The sequence below is a fragment of the Nonomuraea sp. ATR24 genome (assembly GCF_041950485.1).
Taxonomy (GTDB): Bacteria; Actinomycetota; Actinomycetes; order Streptosporangiales; family Streptosporangiaceae; genus Nonomuraea; species Nonomuraea ceibae.
The window spans coordinates 302,246-317,493 of the sequence record NZ_JBGNUU010000009.1 but is presented as its reverse complement, the minus strand read 5'-3'; the positions used below and the strand labels follow the sequence as shown (position 1 = coordinate 317,493).

The 15,248-nt window shown below is 74.8% G+C and carries 14 protein-coding genes; 5 read left to right on the top strand and 9 right to left on the bottom strand.

The annotated features are described in order from the left end of the window. The first annotated feature begins 282 nt into the window (after window positions 1-282). The gene (locus ACBI99_RS23780; RefSeq protein WP_375073499.1) at window positions 283-2,562 is read left to right on the top strand and encodes an AfsR/SARP family transcriptional regulator; all 2,280 of its coding nucleotides are present in this window, start codon (window positions 283-285) and stop codon (window positions 2,560-2,562) included. Between the two features lie 6 nt (window positions 2,563-2,568). On the opposite strand, the gene ACBI99_RS23775 is transcribed toward ACBI99_RS23780, so the two are convergent. Genes ACBI99_RS23775 through ACBI99_RS23735 form a run of 9 tightly spaced genes read right to left on the bottom strand, consistent with a single transcriptional unit; the run spans window position 2,569 to window position 11,849 of the window. Beyond that, on the bottom strand, window positions 2,569-3,168 hold the full coding sequence (locus tag ACBI99_RS23775; RefSeq protein ID WP_375073498.1) for a YHS domain protein: 600 nt from the start codon (window positions 3,166-3,168) through the stop codon (window positions 2,569-2,571). Between the two features lie 48 nt (window positions 3,169-3,216). After that, window positions 3,217-4,647: an aldehyde dehydrogenase family protein gene (locus ACBI99_RS23770; RefSeq protein WP_375073497.1), complete on the bottom strand. Its 1,431-nt coding sequence runs from the start codon at window positions 4,645-4,647 to the stop codon at window positions 3,217-3,219. Between the two features lie 22 nt (window positions 4,648-4,669). Further along, the gene (locus ACBI99_RS23765) at window positions 4,670-5,716 is read right to left on the bottom strand and encodes a P1 family peptidase (protein ID WP_375073496.1); all 1,047 of its coding nucleotides are present in this window, start codon (window positions 5,714-5,716) and stop codon (window positions 4,670-4,672) included. Continuing rightward, window positions 5,713-6,894: a M20 family metallopeptidase gene (locus ACBI99_RS23760; RefSeq protein ID WP_246646062.1), complete on the bottom strand. Its 1,182-nt coding sequence runs from the start codon at window positions 6,892-6,894 to the stop codon at window positions 5,713-5,715. The genes ACBI99_RS23765 and ACBI99_RS23760 overlap by 4 nt, the downstream gene beginning before the upstream one ends. Then, window positions 6,891-7,691, bottom strand: a complete 801-nt coding sequence (locus ACBI99_RS23755; protein WP_219510022.1) for an ATP-binding cassette domain-containing protein — start codon at window positions 7,689-7,691, stop codon at window positions 6,891-6,893. The genes ACBI99_RS23760 and ACBI99_RS23755 overlap by 4 nt, the downstream gene beginning before the upstream one ends. Next, complete coding sequence (locus ACBI99_RS23750) at window positions 7,654-8,574, bottom strand: ABC transporter ATP-binding protein (RefSeq protein ID WP_375073495.1); 921 nt, start codon at window positions 8,572-8,574, stop codon at window positions 7,654-7,656. The genes ACBI99_RS23755 and ACBI99_RS23750 overlap by 38 nt, the downstream gene beginning before the upstream one ends. Further along, window positions 8,561-9,394: an ABC transporter permease gene (locus tag ACBI99_RS23745; protein WP_375073494.1), complete on the bottom strand. Its 834-nt coding sequence runs from the start codon at window positions 9,392-9,394 to the stop codon at window positions 8,561-8,563. The genes ACBI99_RS23750 and ACBI99_RS23745 overlap by 14 nt, the downstream gene beginning before the upstream one ends. Next, window positions 9,391-10,338: an ABC transporter permease gene (locus tag ACBI99_RS23740; RefSeq protein ID WP_219510026.1), complete on the bottom strand. Its 948-nt coding sequence runs from the start codon at window positions 10,336-10,338 to the stop codon at window positions 9,391-9,393. The genes ACBI99_RS23745 and ACBI99_RS23740 overlap by 4 nt, the downstream gene beginning before the upstream one ends. Continuing rightward, window positions 10,335-11,849: an ABC transporter substrate-binding protein gene (locus ACBI99_RS23735; protein ID WP_364179678.1), complete on the bottom strand. Its 1,515-nt coding sequence runs from the start codon at window positions 11,847-11,849 to the stop codon at window positions 10,335-10,337. The genes ACBI99_RS23740 and ACBI99_RS23735 overlap by 4 nt, the downstream gene beginning before the upstream one ends. 86 nt (window positions 11,850-11,935) lie before the next feature. On the opposite strand from ACBI99_RS23735, the gene ACBI99_RS23730 reads away from it, so the two are divergent. Genes ACBI99_RS23730 through ACBI99_RS23715 form a run of 4 tightly spaced genes read left to right on the top strand, consistent with a single transcriptional unit; the run spans window position 11,936 to window position 15,234 of the window. Continuing rightward, on the top strand, window positions 11,936-12,688 hold the full coding sequence (locus ACBI99_RS23730) for a FadR/GntR family transcriptional regulator (protein ID WP_357588469.1): 753 nt from the start codon (window positions 11,936-11,938) through the stop codon (window positions 12,686-12,688). Between the two features lie 23 nt (window positions 12,689-12,711). Next, entirely contained in the window at window positions 12,712-13,677 is a 966-nt protein-coding gene (locus ACBI99_RS23725) for an adenylate/guanylate cyclase domain-containing protein (RefSeq protein WP_308125997.1), read from the top strand. Between the two features lie 52 nt (window positions 13,678-13,729). Then, window positions 13,730-14,212 carry a SigE family RNA polymerase sigma factor gene (locus ACBI99_RS23720; protein ID WP_357588471.1) on the top strand — a complete coding sequence of 161 codons (483 nt, stop codon included), beginning with the start codon at window positions 13,730-13,732 and terminating at the stop codon, window positions 14,210-14,212. Further along, window positions 14,209-15,234: a hypothetical protein gene (locus tag ACBI99_RS23715; RefSeq protein WP_375073493.1), complete on the top strand. Its 1,026-nt coding sequence runs from the start codon at window positions 14,209-14,211 to the stop codon at window positions 15,232-15,234. The genes ACBI99_RS23720 and ACBI99_RS23715 overlap by 4 nt, the downstream gene beginning before the upstream one ends. The last annotated feature ends 14 nt before the right edge of the window (window positions 15,235-15,248 follow it).

Below are 15,248 nucleotides of genomic sequence, written 5' to 3'. Positions count from 1 at the left end.
ACCCCCCTCCCCTCCGACCCCCCGCCCCCCAGGGCCACGCCAGACGGCGCACACCCGAGGGAACTTCAGGACCGCACTCCCTCCGTAGCAGACGAGCGCGAAGACCAGCGCCCGAGCAAGGGTGAGCGTCCCCACGGAAGCCAAACCCCGCACGGGGGCGAGGGCCAGGCCCAGCACGGGGGCGAGGGCCCGCACGGGGCCGAGGGCGCGCACCTCCCGGGCTCCCGCACCGGTCCGTCCGGAGAGGGGCCGTTCGGGGGTGAGGGGCGGGTGCCGGTGGCCTTGACGGAGCTCGTCGGGCGGGAGGCGGAGCTGCGGCTGATCGCCGCGCGCCTGGCCGCCGGTCGGCTGGTGACGCTGGTCGGCCCCGGCGGCGTGGGGAAGACGCGCCTCGCCATCGCAGCCGTGGCCACCGGCGGGGTGCCCGCCGAGGCGCGCCGGAGCGATCCCAGCCGTCGGGTGTGGTGGGTGGGGCTGGCGGCGGTGGCCGACGCGGGGGACGTGGCGCTGGCGGTGGCGCGGGCGTTGGGGTTGCGGGTCCGGGCGGACGCCGTGGAGCAGCTGGCCGAGGCGTTCGCGGGGGCGCGGGCGCTGCTGGTGCTGGACAACTGTGAGCACGTGGCGGACCCGGTGGCCCGGCTGGTGGAGGCGCTGCTCGGCCGCTGCCCTGGTCTGCGGGTGCTGGCGACGAGCCGGGAGCCGCTGCGCATCGGCGGGGAGGCGCTGTGCCCGGTGGCCCCGCTGCCGCTGGAGGAGGCCGAGCGGCTGTTCACGGCGCGGGCGCTGGCCGTGCGGCCGGGGTTCGTCCCGTCGGGGCGGGTCGGTGAGGTGTGCGCGCGGCTGGACGGGCTCCCGCTGGCGATCGAGCTGGCCGCGGCCCGGCTGCGGACGATGACGCTGGACCGGCTGGCCGACGGGCTGGGCGACCGGCTGCCGCGCGGGGACGGCCCGTTCCGGCTGCTGACGGGCGGCAGCCGGACGGCCTCGCCCCGGCACCGGACGTTGCGCGGCGTGGTGGAGTGGAGCTGGGACCTGCTGGACGGCGGCGTCCGGGAGGCGGCGGAGCGGGCGGCGGTCTTCCCGGCGAGCTTCACGGCGGAGGCGGCGGCCGGGGCGGGCGTCGGCGAGGACGCGCTGCACGCGCTGGTGGACAAGTCGCTGCTGCAGCTCGACGGCGACCGCTACCGGATGCTGGGGACGATCCGGGAGTACGGGCTGCTGCGGCTGGCGGAGTCGGGCCGGTTGCGGGCGGCGCGGGAGGCGCATGCCGCGTGCTTTCTCGCGCTGGCCGAGTCCGCGGGGCCGGGGCTGCGGGGCGCCGGGCAGCTGGGCGGGGTGGCGCGGCTGGCGGCCGAGCGGGACCATCTGCTGGCCGCGCTGCGCACCGCGTGCGACCACGGCGACGCGGATGTGGCGGTGCGGCTGGGTGCGGCGCTGGCGATGTTCTGGACGGTGCGCGGTGAGCACGCGGAGGCGGTCGCCCGGCTGCGCGCGGCCCTTCAGGTGCCGGGCCGGTCCGCGCCGGGTCCCCGGCGGACGGCGGTGGCCGTCTTCCTGCTGAACGCCCTGATGGCGGGTGATCTGGCGGGCGCGGCGGCGGCCCTCCCCCCGGATGATCTCGGCGGTTCGGGTGAGGAGGGTGCGCTCGGGGCGTTCGCGGGGGCGTTGCTGGCGCTGGCCCGTGGCGAGGCGGGCAGCGGGCTGAGCGGGCTGGAGCCGTACCTGGAAGCGGGAGATCCCTGGACGCGCGGGATGGTGTGGCTGGCGCGGTCGCTGCTGCGCGGCACCGACGCCGGGATGGCGGCCGGGCGCGCCGATCTGGTGGCGGCGGTCGCGGGCTTCCGGGAGGCCGGGGAGCGGTGGGGGCTGGCGTTGACGCTGATGTCGCTGGCGTCCGTCGAGATCGCCGCCGACGCGTACGAGGCGGCCGTGGCGGCGCTGGAGGAGGCCGAGGGGCTGGCCGCCGACCTGGGCACGTACCACGAGCTGGGGGTGTGGGTGGCGATGGTGCGCGTCCACGCCGGGCAGCCGGAGCGGGCCCGGGCGCGGCTGCTGCGGCTGGCCGAGGAGGGCGAGCCGGGGCCCGGCGGGCCGCGGCGGGCGGCCGTGGCGCGGGTGGCGCTGGCGGACCTGGCCCGCTGCGAGGGGGACCTGGGCGAGGCCGGCCGGCAGTTGCGGCTGGCGGGCGAGGAGGGCGACACGCCGTACCGGACGCTGTACGCGGCGGGGGCGGGGCGGCTGGCGGTCGCCGCCGGGGAGCTGGAGGCGGCGGCCCGCTGGCTCGGGGAGGCGCTGGCGCTGGCGGCGGCGATGCCGGACCCGCCGATGGTCGCGCAGGTGGGGGTGGGGCTGACGGATCTGCTGCTGCGGCGCGGCGAGCCGGTGCGGGCGGCGGAGACGCTGGGCGCCGCCGAGGCGGTGCGGGGCGGCCCGGACGCGCGCCACCCGGACGTCGTCCGGCTGACCCGCGCCCTGCTGGTCACCTCCGGGCGCCGGGCCGCCTACGAGCGCGGCCGCCGCCTGGACCGAGCGGCCGCGCTCGCCGCCCTGCGGGCGGTGTGAGGCGCGTCAGGAGCGGGCGGCCTGCCTGGCGCGCCTGTCGACGTAGACGTCGCGGCAGCCGGAGCAGCAGAAGGCGTGCAGGACGCCGTCCTCCTCCAGGGTGACCGCGTCGTCGTCCAGGGGCACGATCACGCCGCACATCGGGTCGCGGGCGGCGCGTCCGGCGGCGAGGTCGGCCTCGACCGGCGCGTTCAGGAGCTCCACGATGCCCTCGGAGGTGGTGGCGCGCCCGTTCAGGCCGATGCCGCCCTCGGGCACGCCCAGCACGTGCACCTGCACGTCCGGGTCCCGGCCGTCGGACTCCCTGAGGACCTTGGTCGCGTACGAGACCACCGCCTCGCTCATGTCCTTGCGCCAGGGGCCGGGAACGTACACGCGGACCAGGTAGCGGGGCCGGTCGCCGGGGCCGAGGGCGCGTCCGGCGGCCACCCACACGTCCGGTTCGTGCACGACCACCTGGAACATGGACCGGAACACCTCGGCGGTTGCGTCGCCGATCAGCTCGCCTCCCCCGGTCAGCTCGTGGAGGGAGCCGAGGCGTTCGGCGACGAGGCGGCGGTCGGAGTCGAGGACGCCTTTGGGGACGAAGAGTTCGATGAACATCATGCGGCCCAGCGTGCCGCCGGGGCCTGCCGGGCCGCTGTCAGACGGCTGTCAGGACGGGCGGATGATGGCCATCCGGGTGACGGTCAGCTCCTCGATGGCGAAGCGGGGCCCCTCGCGGCCCGCGCCGGAGTCCTTGACGCCGCCGTACGGCATGTTGTCCGCCCGGAAGCCCGGCACCTCGTTGACCACCACTCCCCCGGCGTCGATGCGCTCGATCGCGGCGAACGCGGTGGCCAGCGAGCGGGTGTAGACGGAGGCGTGCAGGCCGTACCGGGAGGCGTTGACGGCGTCGAAGGCGGCGTCGAGGTCCGGCACCGGGCGGACGCATACGACGGGGCCGAAGATCTCCTCGTCCCAAACCTCGGCCCCCTCCGGGACGCCGGTGAGCACGGTGGGCGCGATGGCGCGGCCGTCGCGGACGCCGCCCGTCACGACGCGGGCGCCGGACGCGCCGATCCGGTCGAGCACCCGGTCGGTGGCGGCCGGGTCGATGAGCGGCGCAACGCGGGTGTGCGGTGAGCGCGGGTCGCCCACGGTCACGTCCTTCATCCGCTCGGCCAGCAGCGTCAGGAACTCCTCGTGCGCGGCCTCCTCGACGAGCACCCGCTGGACGGAGATGCACGCCTGGCCGGAGGCGTAGTAGCCGCCGCGCACCACGGCGTCGGCGGCGGCCTCCAGGTCGGCGTCGGCGGCGACGACGAGGGCGGCGTTGGAGCCGAGTTCGAGCAGGACCTTGGTGGGGGCGGCGGCGCGGGCGATGGCGTGCCCGGCGGCGGCCGAGCCGGTGAACGACACCGCGCCGATCCGCCGGTCCTCCACGAGCGTGCGGCCGACCTCGACGTCTCCGGTGACGAGCTGGATGGCGGCGGGCGGCAGCGCGCCGGAGGAGCGCAGCAGGTGGACGAGCCAGAGCGTGGCCAGCGGGGTGGCGGGGGCGGGCTTGACGATCACCGGGCAGCCCGCCGCGACCGCGGGCGCGATCTTGTGGGCGGCCAGCAGGAGCGGGTAGTTGAAGCCGGTGATGCCGACGACGACGCCGATCGGCCGCCGCGTCCAGAACCCGATCAGGCCCTCGCCCGACGGGAGCAGGTCGAGCGGCACCGTCTCGCCGTGCAGCCTGGCCACCTCCTCGGCGGCCGTGGCCAGGGTGACGACGGTGCGCGCGACCTCGACCTTGCAGTCGGCCAGCGGCTTGCCGGTCTCCAGGACGAGCAGGCGCTCGAACTCCTCGCGCCGCTCGCGCAGCGCGTCGTGCGCGGCCGTCAGCGCGGCACGGCGGGCGTGCGACGGGAGCGCCGCCATGATGGGGGCCACGGCCAGCGCCTCGTCCACCGCGCGGGCCGCGAGCGCGGCGTCGCCGACGGGCGCGCGGGTCACGACCGAGCCGTCGTACGGGAAGATCACGTCCGAGGTGGCCGGGGCTTCCACCCAGCCGTCGCCGACCGGCAGCCCGGCGGGCCACTCCGCCTGAAATGTCATTTCATTTCCCCCAATTGATCGCTCATCGCAGCGCGCTCGGGAACGCGTCCAGGTACGCCGGGGCGCCCTCGCGGCCCGTCGCCGCCAGGATCGCGTGCGCGACGGCCCGGCTGAACACGTCCGCCCCGGCCGACAGCAGGTCGTGCAGGTGCGCCTCGCCCGTCCCGAACACCTCCGGCTCCGCGCCCGGGGCGGGCCGCGCGCAGGTCGCCAGGCCGAAGACGGTGTCGCCGTCGACCATCGTGTGCGCCGGGCGGATCGCCCTCGCCAGGCCGTCGTGCGCCACCCCGGCCAGCTTGCCGCACTGCGCCTTGGTCAGCGTCGCGTCGGTGGCGACGACGCCGATGGTGGTGTTGAGCGACGTGACCTTCGCCTGCTCCCAGGCGGCCACGTCCCGCGGCGACGGCGGTCCCAGGTGATCGAACTCGCCCGGCAGGCCGTAGCGGGTGCCCGACAGCACCCCGCCGCCCGGGTCCAGCACCGACCCGGCGGCGTTCACCACCACCAGCGCGGCCACGGTCACCCCGGCGTCCAGGACGGCGCTCGCCATCCCCACGCCCCCGGCCAGCCCGCCCGCCACCGCCCCGGCCCCCGCCCCGACCGACCCGGCGGCGGGCGCCCCACCTGCGGCGCCGCGTCCCGTCGAGGGCAGGGCGGCGTCGCAGGCGGCGTGGCCGAAGGCGGCGTCCGGGGTCGCGCGGAAGGCGCCGCCCCGGCCGAGGTCGTAGATGACGGCGGCCGGGACGATGGGCACGACGCCGCCGTCGACGGGGAAGCCCACGCCGGCGTCCGCGAGCCGGTCCATGACGCCGCAGGCGGCGCTCAGCCCGTACGCGCTGCCGCCCGACAGGACGATGGCGTGGACGCGTTCGACGAGGTTGCGCGGGTCGAGCAGCTCGGTCTCGCGGGTGCCGGGGGCGGCGCCGCGCACGTCGACGCCGGCGACCATGCCGCCCGGCGGGGCGAGGATGACGGTGGTGCCGGTGCGGTAGCCGTCGCCGACGCGGTGGGCATGGCCGACGCGCAGGCCGGGGACGTCGGTGAGGGCGTTGGCGGGGCCGGGTCTCACGTGAGGGTCCCGGTGAGGAAGCGGCGGGCGGCCTCGGCGAACACCCGGGTGCACCGGACGATCTCGTCGACGGAGACGTGCTCGTCGGCCTGGTGGGCGATCCACTTGCCGCCGGGCCCGTACACGACGGACGGGATGCCGCCCCAGTGGGTGAGGACGGTGCCGTCGGTGGAGCCGGGGACGCCGCCGTAGACGGGCTCGGCGCCGGTGACGTCGCGGTGGGCGGCGGCGAGCGCGGCGACGACGGGGGTGGTGACGGGCACGTCGACGGGCGGCCGGTCGACGAGGACGGCCACGTCGGCGGTGATGCCGTCGCGGGCGGCCAGCGTGGCGACGCGGGCCGCGACGTCGTCGTGGGAGACGCCGGGCACGGTGCGCACGTCGACGAAGACGGAGGCGGTCGCGGGGATGACGTTGACCTGTTCCTCGGTGCCGGCCCGGACCACGGTGGGCGTGACGTACACCTCGCCGAGGTGCTCGTGGGCGGGGTGACGGCGCTGGAGCTCGGCCTGGAGGTCGCGCAGCGCGGTGAGGAGGTCGCCGACGGCCTCGATGGGGTTGCGGCCGTGCTGCGGCATCGCGCCGTGCGCCATCTTGCCGGTGAGGTCGACGCGCAGCCGCAGCGCGCCCTTGGCGACGGCGCAGATCTCACCGGCCTCGGGCTCGGCGACGATGGCGCCGTCGACGCCGGCGGCGAGCCCTTCGGCGACGAAGTGGTGGGCGCCGAGCATGAGGCCCTCCTCGTCGGCGAGCGCGCACACCTTGATCCGGCCGGGGAACGGCCCGGCGAGCTGGAGCGCGCGGGTGGCGTAGAGGGTGGCGGCCAGGCCGGACTTCATGTCGGCGCTGCCGCGTCCCCACAGCTTGCCGTCGCGGATCTCGCCGCCGAACGGGTCGACGGTCCACTCCGACAGGTCGCCCTCGGTGACCACGTCGGTGTGGCCCTCGAACATCAGCGTCGGCCCGTCACCGCCGCCGCCCTCGACGACGGCCACCACGTTGGGCCTGCCGGGCGCGGCCTCGTACACGCTGGGCTCCCAGCCCCATTCGCGCATCTTGGCGGCGACGAGGTCGGCGGCGGGCTGCTCGCTGCGGCCGCGCGCCGGGTCGTTGGTGCTCGGGATCCGGACGAGCGCCTGGGTGAACTCGACGACTCCGCGGGCGTCTACCTCGATCAACGAAACCCCTCCAAGGTCGGTACGGCCTGCAGCAGCGTGCGCGTGTAGGCGTGGCGGGGCTCGGCCCAGACGTCGTCCACGGCGCCCGTCTCCACGATCTCGCCGTCGTTCATGACGGCGACCGTCTCGCACACGTGCCGGACGACGGACAGGTCGTGCGAGACGAAGACCAGGGTGAGGCCGAGTTCGTCGACGAGGTCGGCCAGCAGGTTGAGGATCTGCCCGCGGACGGATACGTCGAGGGCGCTGACGGGCTCGTCGGCGACGAGCACCTTGGGGCGGGGGGCCAGGGCGCGGGCGATGGCGATGCGCTGGCGCTGGCCGCCGGAGAACTGGTGCGGGTAGCGGCCGGCGGCGGTGGCGGGCAGGCCGACGGCGTCGAGCAGTTCGGTGACGCGGTCGCCGACGGGCTCGCCGAGGGCGACGAGGGGTTCGGCGACCAGGTCGCGGACGCGCATGCGCGGGTCGAGCGAGCTCATCGGGTCCTGGAAGACGATCTGCAGGCTGTGGCGCAGGAAGCGGAGCCGGCGTTCGGGCAGGCCGGTGATCTCGCGGCCGTCGAAGCGGATGGATCCGGCGGTGGGCCGGTCGAGCGCGCACAGCAGGCGCAGCAGCGTCGACTTGCCGCTGCCGGACTCGCCGACGATGCCGAAGCGCTCGCCCTTGCGGATGGTCAGCGACACGCCGCGCAGCGCGTGGACGGGCTCGCCCGGCCTGGTGAGCGAGGTGCGCGGGCGGTGGTAGACGCGGGTGAGGCCGCTAGCCTCGATCAGCGGGGTGCCAGCATGCGTGGGCATGGCCCTCTCCTGTCAGCGCCGGTGCTTGCTCGCAGGTGGTGTCGGCGTGCGGGCAGCGGTTGCGGAAGACGCATCCGCCGGGGAACGCCCCGGCGGCCGGGACGCTGCCGGCGATGGTGGGCAGCCGGGTGCCGCGCGGGGTGAGTTTCGAGGCGGCCAGCAGGCCCTCGGTGTAGCGGTGGCGGGGCCGGGTGAAGACCTCGCGGATGGGGCCGCTCTCGACGACGCGGCCCCCGTACATGACCAGGACGCGCTCGCAGACGGAGGCGACGACGGCCAGGTCGTGGGTGATGAACAGCAGCGCGGGGGCGACCTCGGCGATGAGGTCGAGCATCTGCTTCTGCACGGTCACGTCGAGCGCGGTGGTGGGCTCGTCGCAGATGAGCAGGTCGGGGCCGTTGGCGAGGGCGATGGCGAGCATGACGCGCTGGCGCTGGCCGCCGGAGAGCTGGTGGGGGTAGGCGCGGGCGACCTGCTCGGGGTGGGGCAGGCGGACGCGGCCGAGGAGCTCGGCGGCGCGGGCGCGGGCCCGGTCGCGGGGGACGCCGTGCAGGGTCATGACCTCGGCGACCTGGGCGCCGACGCGCATGAGCGGGTTGAGCGCGGTCATCGGCTCCTGGAAGACCATGGCCAGCTCGCTGCCGCGCAGGTCCTTCAGGCGTTTCTCGGGGACGCCGACGAGGTCGCGGTCGTGCAGCCGGGCGGCGCCTGTGGCGGTGACGCCCTCGGGGAGCAGGCCCATGAGCGACAGCGCGGTCAGGGACTTGCCGGAGCCGGACTCGCCGATGAGGCCGACGCGTTCGCCGGCGGCGATGGTGAACGACACGTCGTGAACGAGCTCGACGCCGTCGGCGGCGACGGTGAGGCCCTCAACGCTCAGCACGGATCCTCCTGAGCTTGGGGTCGAGGTAGTCGCGCAGCCCGTCGCCGAGCAGGTTGAAGCCGAGCACGGCCAGCGCGATGGCCAGGCCGGGCCACAGCGCCAGGCGGGGGGTGGAGAACAGCAGCTCCTGCGACTCCTGGAGCATGCGGCCCCACGACGGGGTGGGCGGCCGGGTGCCGAAGCCGAGGAACGACAGCGCGGCCTCGGCCAGGATCGCGATCGCGAACGACACCGACGCCTGGACGATGAGGACGGAGGAGATGTTGGGCAGCACGTGCCGGAAGGCGACGGCGGTGCGGCGGCGGCCGGCGGCCCGCGCGGCCAGGATGTAGTCGGTGACCATGACCTGGAGGGTGGCGGCGCGGGCGACGCGGGCGAACGCGGGCACGGTGGCGACGCCGATGGCGATCATCGCGGTGAGCGTGCCGGCCCCGTAGACGGCGCCGAGCATGACGGCCAGGAGCAGCGCCGGGAAGGCGAACACGAGGTCGTTGACCCGCATGACGAGCTCCGACAGCCAGCCGAGCGGCGTCATCCCGGCGATCACGCCGAGCGGGACGCCGATCGCCGCGGCGATGCCGACGGCCACGATGCCCACGTAGAGGGTGGTGCGGGCGCCGACCATGAGCTGGCTGAAGGTGTCGCGGCCGAACTTGTCGGCGCCGAGCAGGTAGCCGTCGCCGGGCTCACGCAGCTTGCCGGCGGCGTCGACGAGCGTCGGGTCGTGCGGCGTCCACACGAACGACACCAGCGCGGCCAGCACGACGATCCCGACGAGGACGCCGCCGGTGACCAGGCTCGCGTTGAGCCGTCCTCTCATCGCGCCCCCCGCAGCCTCGGGTCGAGCGCGGCGTAGGCCACGTCCACCAGGAAGTTGATCAGCAGCACGGCGGCAACCAGCACCATGACGACGCCCTGGACGAGCAGCAGGTCGCGGCCGGCGACGCCGTTGAGGAGCAGGTCGCCGAGGCCGGGGATGACGAACACCCGCTCGACGACGACGGCGCCGATGAGCAGCGTGGCCAGTTGCAGGCCGAGCACGGTGACGACGGGGACGGAGGCGTTGCGCAGCCCGTGGCGCCACAGCGCGCCCATCCGGCCCCGGCCCTTGGCGCGGGCGGTGCGCAGGTAGTCCTCGCGCATCACGTCCAGCACGGCGGAGCGGACGTAGCGGGTGAGCACGGCGCCCTGGACGAGGCCGAGCGACAGCCACGGCAGCAGCAGGCTGCGCAGCCATTCGGCGGGGTCGTCGGCGAACGGCACGTAGCCGCCGGAGGGCAGCGCCTGGGCCTTCACCGCGAACACGAACACCAGCAGGATGCCCGCCAGGAACGCCGGGACCGCGATGCCGACCTGGGAGAAGGCGCTGATGGCCGCGCCCAGCGGGTTGCGGTGGTGCACGGCGGCGAACGTGCCCGCCGGGACGGCGATGAGCAGCGCGATGACCATGCCGCCGAGCACCAGCGCCACCGTGACGTTGAGCCGCTCGGCGATCTGCGGCCCGATCGGGGCGCTGGTCACGTACGAGGTGCCGAAGTCGCCGGTGACGAGCCCGCCGAACCAGTCGGCGAACTGGGCCGCGGCGGGCCGGTCGGTGCCGAACTCGGCGCGCAGCGCCGCCACCGCCTCGGGCGTCGCGTTGACGCCCAGCGCGACCTCGGCCGGGTCGCCGGGCAGCACCGCCATGAAGGCGAACACCAGCACCCCGGCCACGGCGACGCTCGCGACGAACACGCCGAGGCGCTTCAGCAGGTAGAGGATCACTGCTTGGCGAGCCCGGTGAAGTCGAAGGACTCGGAGATGGCGTTCTCCGGCAGGCCGGTGACGCCCTTCTTGGCGACGATCAGGTTGGGGAACAGGAACAGCCAGTCGGCGGCGGCGTCCTGCGACAGCAGCGCGGCGGCGGCCTTGAGGTCGTCGGTCTGCTGCTGCTCGGTGCCGGTGTCGGCGGAGGCGAGCAGCTTGCCGTACTCGGGGTTGTCGTAGCGGAAGTAGTAGTCCTTGTCAGCGAAGATGCCCATGTCGCGTGGTTCGACGTGGTTGATGATCGACAGGTCGTAGTCGCCCTTGGTGAACACCACGTCCAGCCAGCGGGCGGGGAACTCCAGCGGCTCGATCTCGGCGTTGATGCCCACCTGGGCGAGCTGCGACTTGACCACCTGCGCGGAGGCGACGGCGTAGGGCAGGTTGGGGATGCGCATCTTCACGTCGTACGTCTTGCCGCCGAGCAGCGCCTTGGCCTTGGCGACGTCGTGGGGGTAGTCGCCGGTGCGGTCCTCGTACCAGGGGTCGGTGGGCGGGACCATCGAGCCGATGAGCTGGCCGCGCCCGGCCCAGGCGGTGTCGAGCAGGGCCTGGTGGTCGATGGCGTGGCGGACGGCCTGGCGGACCTTCTTGTCGTCGAAGGGCGGGCGGCCGTTGTTCATGGACAGGACGACCTCGCCGTTGGTGGTGCCCTCGATCGTCTGGAAGCGGTTGGTGTCGGCGAACTGCTGCAGCGATTCGGGCGCCTGGACGCTGGAGACGACGTCGATGCCGCCGGTGAGCAGCGCGTTGTTCATGGCCGTGGCGTCCTTGAAGTACTTGAGCGTCACGGTGGAGATCTGCGGCTTGGCGCCCCAGTACTTCGGGTTGGCGTCGAGGCGGATGGAGTCGCCGCGCCGCCAGGCGCCGAGCTGGTAGGGGCCGGTGCCGACGGGCTTGTTGGCCAGGTCGGCGACGCCGGTGCGGCTGAACATGGCGCCGAGCCTGGTGGCCATCGTGTAGAGGAAGCCGTTGCTGGGCCGCGAGAGGGTGACGACGGCGGTGGCGTCGTCCTTCTTCTCCACGTCCTCGACCATGTCGAGCTGCGACTTGATCTTGAGCTTCCAGTCGGACCTGACCCGGTCCAGCGAGAAGACGACGTCGTCGGCGGTGAACGGGGCGCCGTTGGTGAAGGTGACGCCCTTGCGCAGGGTGAAGGTGTAGGTCTTGCGGTCGTCGGAGACGTCCCACTTCTCGGCGAGCAGCGGCTGGATCTGCCCGGCCTGGTCGAGCTTGACCAGGCCCTCGTAGACGTTGACCAGCAGCGCCTGCGGGATCGCCGCGCCCTCGGTGGAGGTGAAGTCGAGGTTGGCGGGCTCGGCCACGAACCCGACCGACAGCGCCTCGGCCTTGCCCCCGGCGCCGCCGGTGCCGCCTGTGCCGCCGTCGCCGGACCCGCCGGAACCGCCGCCACAGGCGGCTACGCTCAGCAGGAGACCGCCCACGGCGATCCATGTCCCGATTCGCCTCATTGTTCAGCCTCCTGGCTAGTGCACTGGTCTGACCAGTAGGCTACGCACACTGCCAGTCCGCGACGGCTCGGGTCAAGGGGGCTTACATGGGTGGTCCACGCTTCGAGCCGGTGCGGACCGTACGCGCCTACGAGCGCATCGTGGAGCAGATCGAGGAGGCCGTCGAGAGCGGCGGACTGCCGCCCGGCGCGCGGCTGCCGAGCGAGCGCGAGCTGATGGCGCAGTTCGGCGTCAGCCGCTCCACCGTGCGCGAGGCGCTGCGGGTGCTGCAGGCGCGCGGCCTGGTCAGGTCGCGGCCCGGCGATCCCAACGGGGCGGAGGTGCTGCCCTTCTCCCCCGCCGCATTACACAAGTCGATGACCACGCTCGCCCGGGTCGACGAGCTGTCGCTGGGCGAGCTGGTGCAGTTCAGGATGGTGCTGGACGCCTCGGCCAACCTGCTGGCGGCGCGGCTGCGCACCGACGCCGAGCTGGCCGAGATGGACGCGGCGATCGGCCGGATGCGCGAGGCGGTCGGGGCGGGCTACGACGCGTTCAGCGCCGCCGACGTGGCCTTCCACGACGCGGTGGCGCGGGCCAGCCGCAACAAGCTCATCCAGATCTGCACCGACGTGGTCCGCTCGATCGTGCTCGGGCTGATCGCCGGGAAGATCGCGGGCTCGGACGACCGGGAGGCGCTGATGCTGCAGAGCATCCGCCACCACGAGGAGGTGCTGGCCGCCGTCCGGGCCGGTGACGGGCCGCTGGCCGCCCGGCTGTCGCGGCGCACGATGTACGACTACTACGTCGGCTACGTGCCGGCCGGCGAGCGGGCCGCTCTGCGGGCCCTGCTGGAGTAGGGGGGCGGGGTAGTGTGACTTCCGTGGCTGAGGAGGATGGGGACGGGGTGGCCGAGGCGTTCCTGCGCGAGCCCCGGCGCTACACCAGTCACCAGGTCGCCGAGATGGCCGGGGTGCCGGTCTACAAGGCCCGGCGGTTCTGGCGGGCGCTCGGCTTCGCCAACGTGGCCGACGACGCCGTCGAGTTCACCGAGTCGGACGTGGTGGCGCTCAAGACGCTGCTCGGCATGGTCAGCGACGGCGTCTACGACGAGGACCACGTGCTGCTGATCGCCCGCTCGCTCGGCCGGGCCGCCGCCCGGCTGGCCGAGTCGCAGGCGGAGATCGGCGCCGAGGCGCTCGACCAGGCCGGGGTGCCGCTGGCCGAGCGGCCCAAGGCGTGGCGGCGCCGGGCCGAGCGGGTGGTGCCCGACCTGGCGCGGCTGCTGGTCTACTCCTGGCAGCGCCAGCTCGCCGCCGCCGCCGGGCGGCTCGCCGTCCAGGACATGAGCACCGTACGGCTGGCCGTCGGGTTCGCGGACCTGGTCGGGTTCACCCGGCTGAGCCGGCAGATCACCGAGACGGAGCTGGCCGCGCTGATCGACAGGTTCGAGGGCCGCTCCGCCGACGCCGTCACCTCGTGCGGCGGCCGGGTCGTCAAGACGCTGGGCGACTCGGTGCTGTTCGTGGCCGACAAGGCGCACGTGGCGACCGAGATCGGGCTGCGGCTGCTGGAGGAGCACGCCCGCGGCAAGGGCATGCCGGAGCTGCGGGTGGGGCTGGCCGCCGGGCCGGTCATCTGGCGGATGGGCGACGTGTTCGGCACCACCGTCAACCTGGCCAGCAGGCTCACCGCGCTGGCCCTGCCGGGCACCATGCTGGCCGATCCGGAGCTGGCCGAGGAGCTGGAGGGCGACCGGGCGTTCCGGCTGCGGCCGGTCGACCGGCTGTCGGTGCGCGGGCTGGGCGAGCTGTCGCCGTTCACCGTGAGCCGCGCCGGGGCAACCTGATCGGCGCCTCGATGCGTCTGTACCGTCAGCAAGCTGATGGGGAGGCGCACCGGTGGCAGACAGGGCCATGTTCCAGGACTTCGTGAGCGCGAGGTCCGACCGGCTGTTACGCACCGCCTACCTGCTCACCCACGACTGGGGCACCGCCGAGGACCTGCTGCAGGAGGCGCTGGCCAAGGCGTGGTCCGCCTGGCCCGGCATCGACGAGCCGGAGTCGTACGTCCGCAGGGTGCTGGTGACCACGTACACGTCGTGGTGGCGCAGGAGGTGGCGCAGGGAGCTGCCGAGCGACACGATCCCGGACGTGGCGGTGCTCGACCCGCCCGCCGACGGCCGGGAGGAGCTGTGGCGGGCGGTGGGCCGGCTGCCGGCGCGGCAGCGGGCGGTGATCGTGCTGCGGTTCTACGAGGACCTGGCGGTGACGGAGGTAGCCCAGCTGATGGGCTGCGCGGCGGGGACGGTCAAGAGCCAGACCGCCAAGGCGCTGGCCTCGCTGCGGGTGGACGAGTCGATCGTGAAGGAGCTGCGGGGATGACCGTACAGGATCTGCGTGACCTGCTGCGCGAGCGCGCCGACGGGCCGCCGCCGGCGAACCCGGCCCGGCTCGCCCAGGTGCGGGCCCGGGTGAGCAGGACCCGGCGGCGCAGGCGGATCACGACCGGGGTGGCCGTGGCGGCGGCCGTCGCCGCCGGCGCGGCTGTGCTTCCTGGCGCGCTCCCGGACACTGTCACGCCGGGCGGGCGGACGACGGCCGCCACCGCCCCGGGGCCGGAGCTGCCGGAGTCCTTCACCGCGCCCGACGGCGCCGCCTACCGGCGGCTCGCGGTCACCTCGATCGGCCGGTCCGGCGAGCAGAAGAAGACGCTGACCGTCCCGGTCACCGGCAGGCCGCTGGACGTGGCGGTGGCGTGCGACGGCGAGGGGCGCGCGGACAACACCCCGATGGTGTACGTCGGCCGCGCGCCCTCGCCGTCCGCCCGGATCGGGGCGTGCTCGTCCCGGATGGAGCTGCTGCCGCTGGTGGTCTCCCAGGGTGACGGGCAGGTCGAGGTCACCTTCGACGCCACCCGCAGCGGCGTGTGCGGCCCGGGGATGACGGCCTGCGACGAGGCGGTCCCCGCCGCCTGGACGCTCGGCGTGTACGAGTGGACGCCGCCCGCCGAGCCGGCCGACCCCGCGCCCGTCAAGGAGTTCCCGGCCCGGTTCGAGGGGTGGAAGCTGGCCGGGTCCACCTCCGGGGTGTGGCCGCGCGACTCCGTCGTCCGGCTGGAGATCGAGGGCCACGGCCGCAAGGTCGCGCTCGACCAGCTCTGCTCGGGCGAGCTGGCGCGGCGGATGCGGTTCACCTACCGGGTGGGCGACGAGGAGCCGGCGGGCGGCGCGAGCTGCGGCGTGTGGGAGTCGGGCGCGTACCCGGCCGCGCTCACCGAGGTCGAGGTGCCCGAAGGCGAGCGCCTGGTGATCACCGGCGAGGTGGCGGCGTGGGGCGAGACCACCAACCGCCCGGTCCGCTGGTCGGTCGGCGCCTACACCAGGACCGGCGGCTCCGGCGAGTAGGAACATTTCCGGCC

Excerpts from the sequence above, each read along its gene's own strand:
- ACBI99_RS23775 (WP_375073498.1), bottom strand. The coding sequence starts at position 3,168 with ATGATGTTCATCGAACTCTTCGTCCCCAAAGGCGTCCTCGACTCCGAC.
- ACBI99_RS23770 (WP_375073497.1), bottom strand. The coding sequence starts at position 4,647 with ATGACATTTCAGGCGGAGTGGCCCGCCGGGCTGCCGGTCGGCGACGGC.
- ACBI99_RS23755 (WP_219510022.1), bottom strand. The coding sequence starts at position 7,691 with ATGCCCACGCATGCTGGCACCCCGCTGATCGAGGCTAGCGGCCTCACC.
- ACBI99_RS23745 (WP_375073494.1), bottom strand. The coding sequence starts at position 9,394 with ATGAGAGGACGGCTCAACGCGAGCCTGGTCACCGGCGGCGTCCTCGTC.
- ACBI99_RS23735 (WP_364179678.1), bottom strand. The coding sequence starts at position 11,849 with ATGAGGCGAATCGGGACATGGATCGCCGTGGGCGGTCTCCTGCTGAGC.
- ACBI99_RS23730 (WP_357588469.1), top strand. The coding sequence starts at position 11,936 with ATGGGTGGTCCACGCTTCGAGCCGGTGCGGACCGTACGCGCCTACGAG.
- ACBI99_RS23715 (WP_375073493.1), top strand. The coding sequence starts at position 14,209 with ATGACCGTACAGGATCTGCGTGACCTGCTGCGCGAGCGCGCCGACGGG.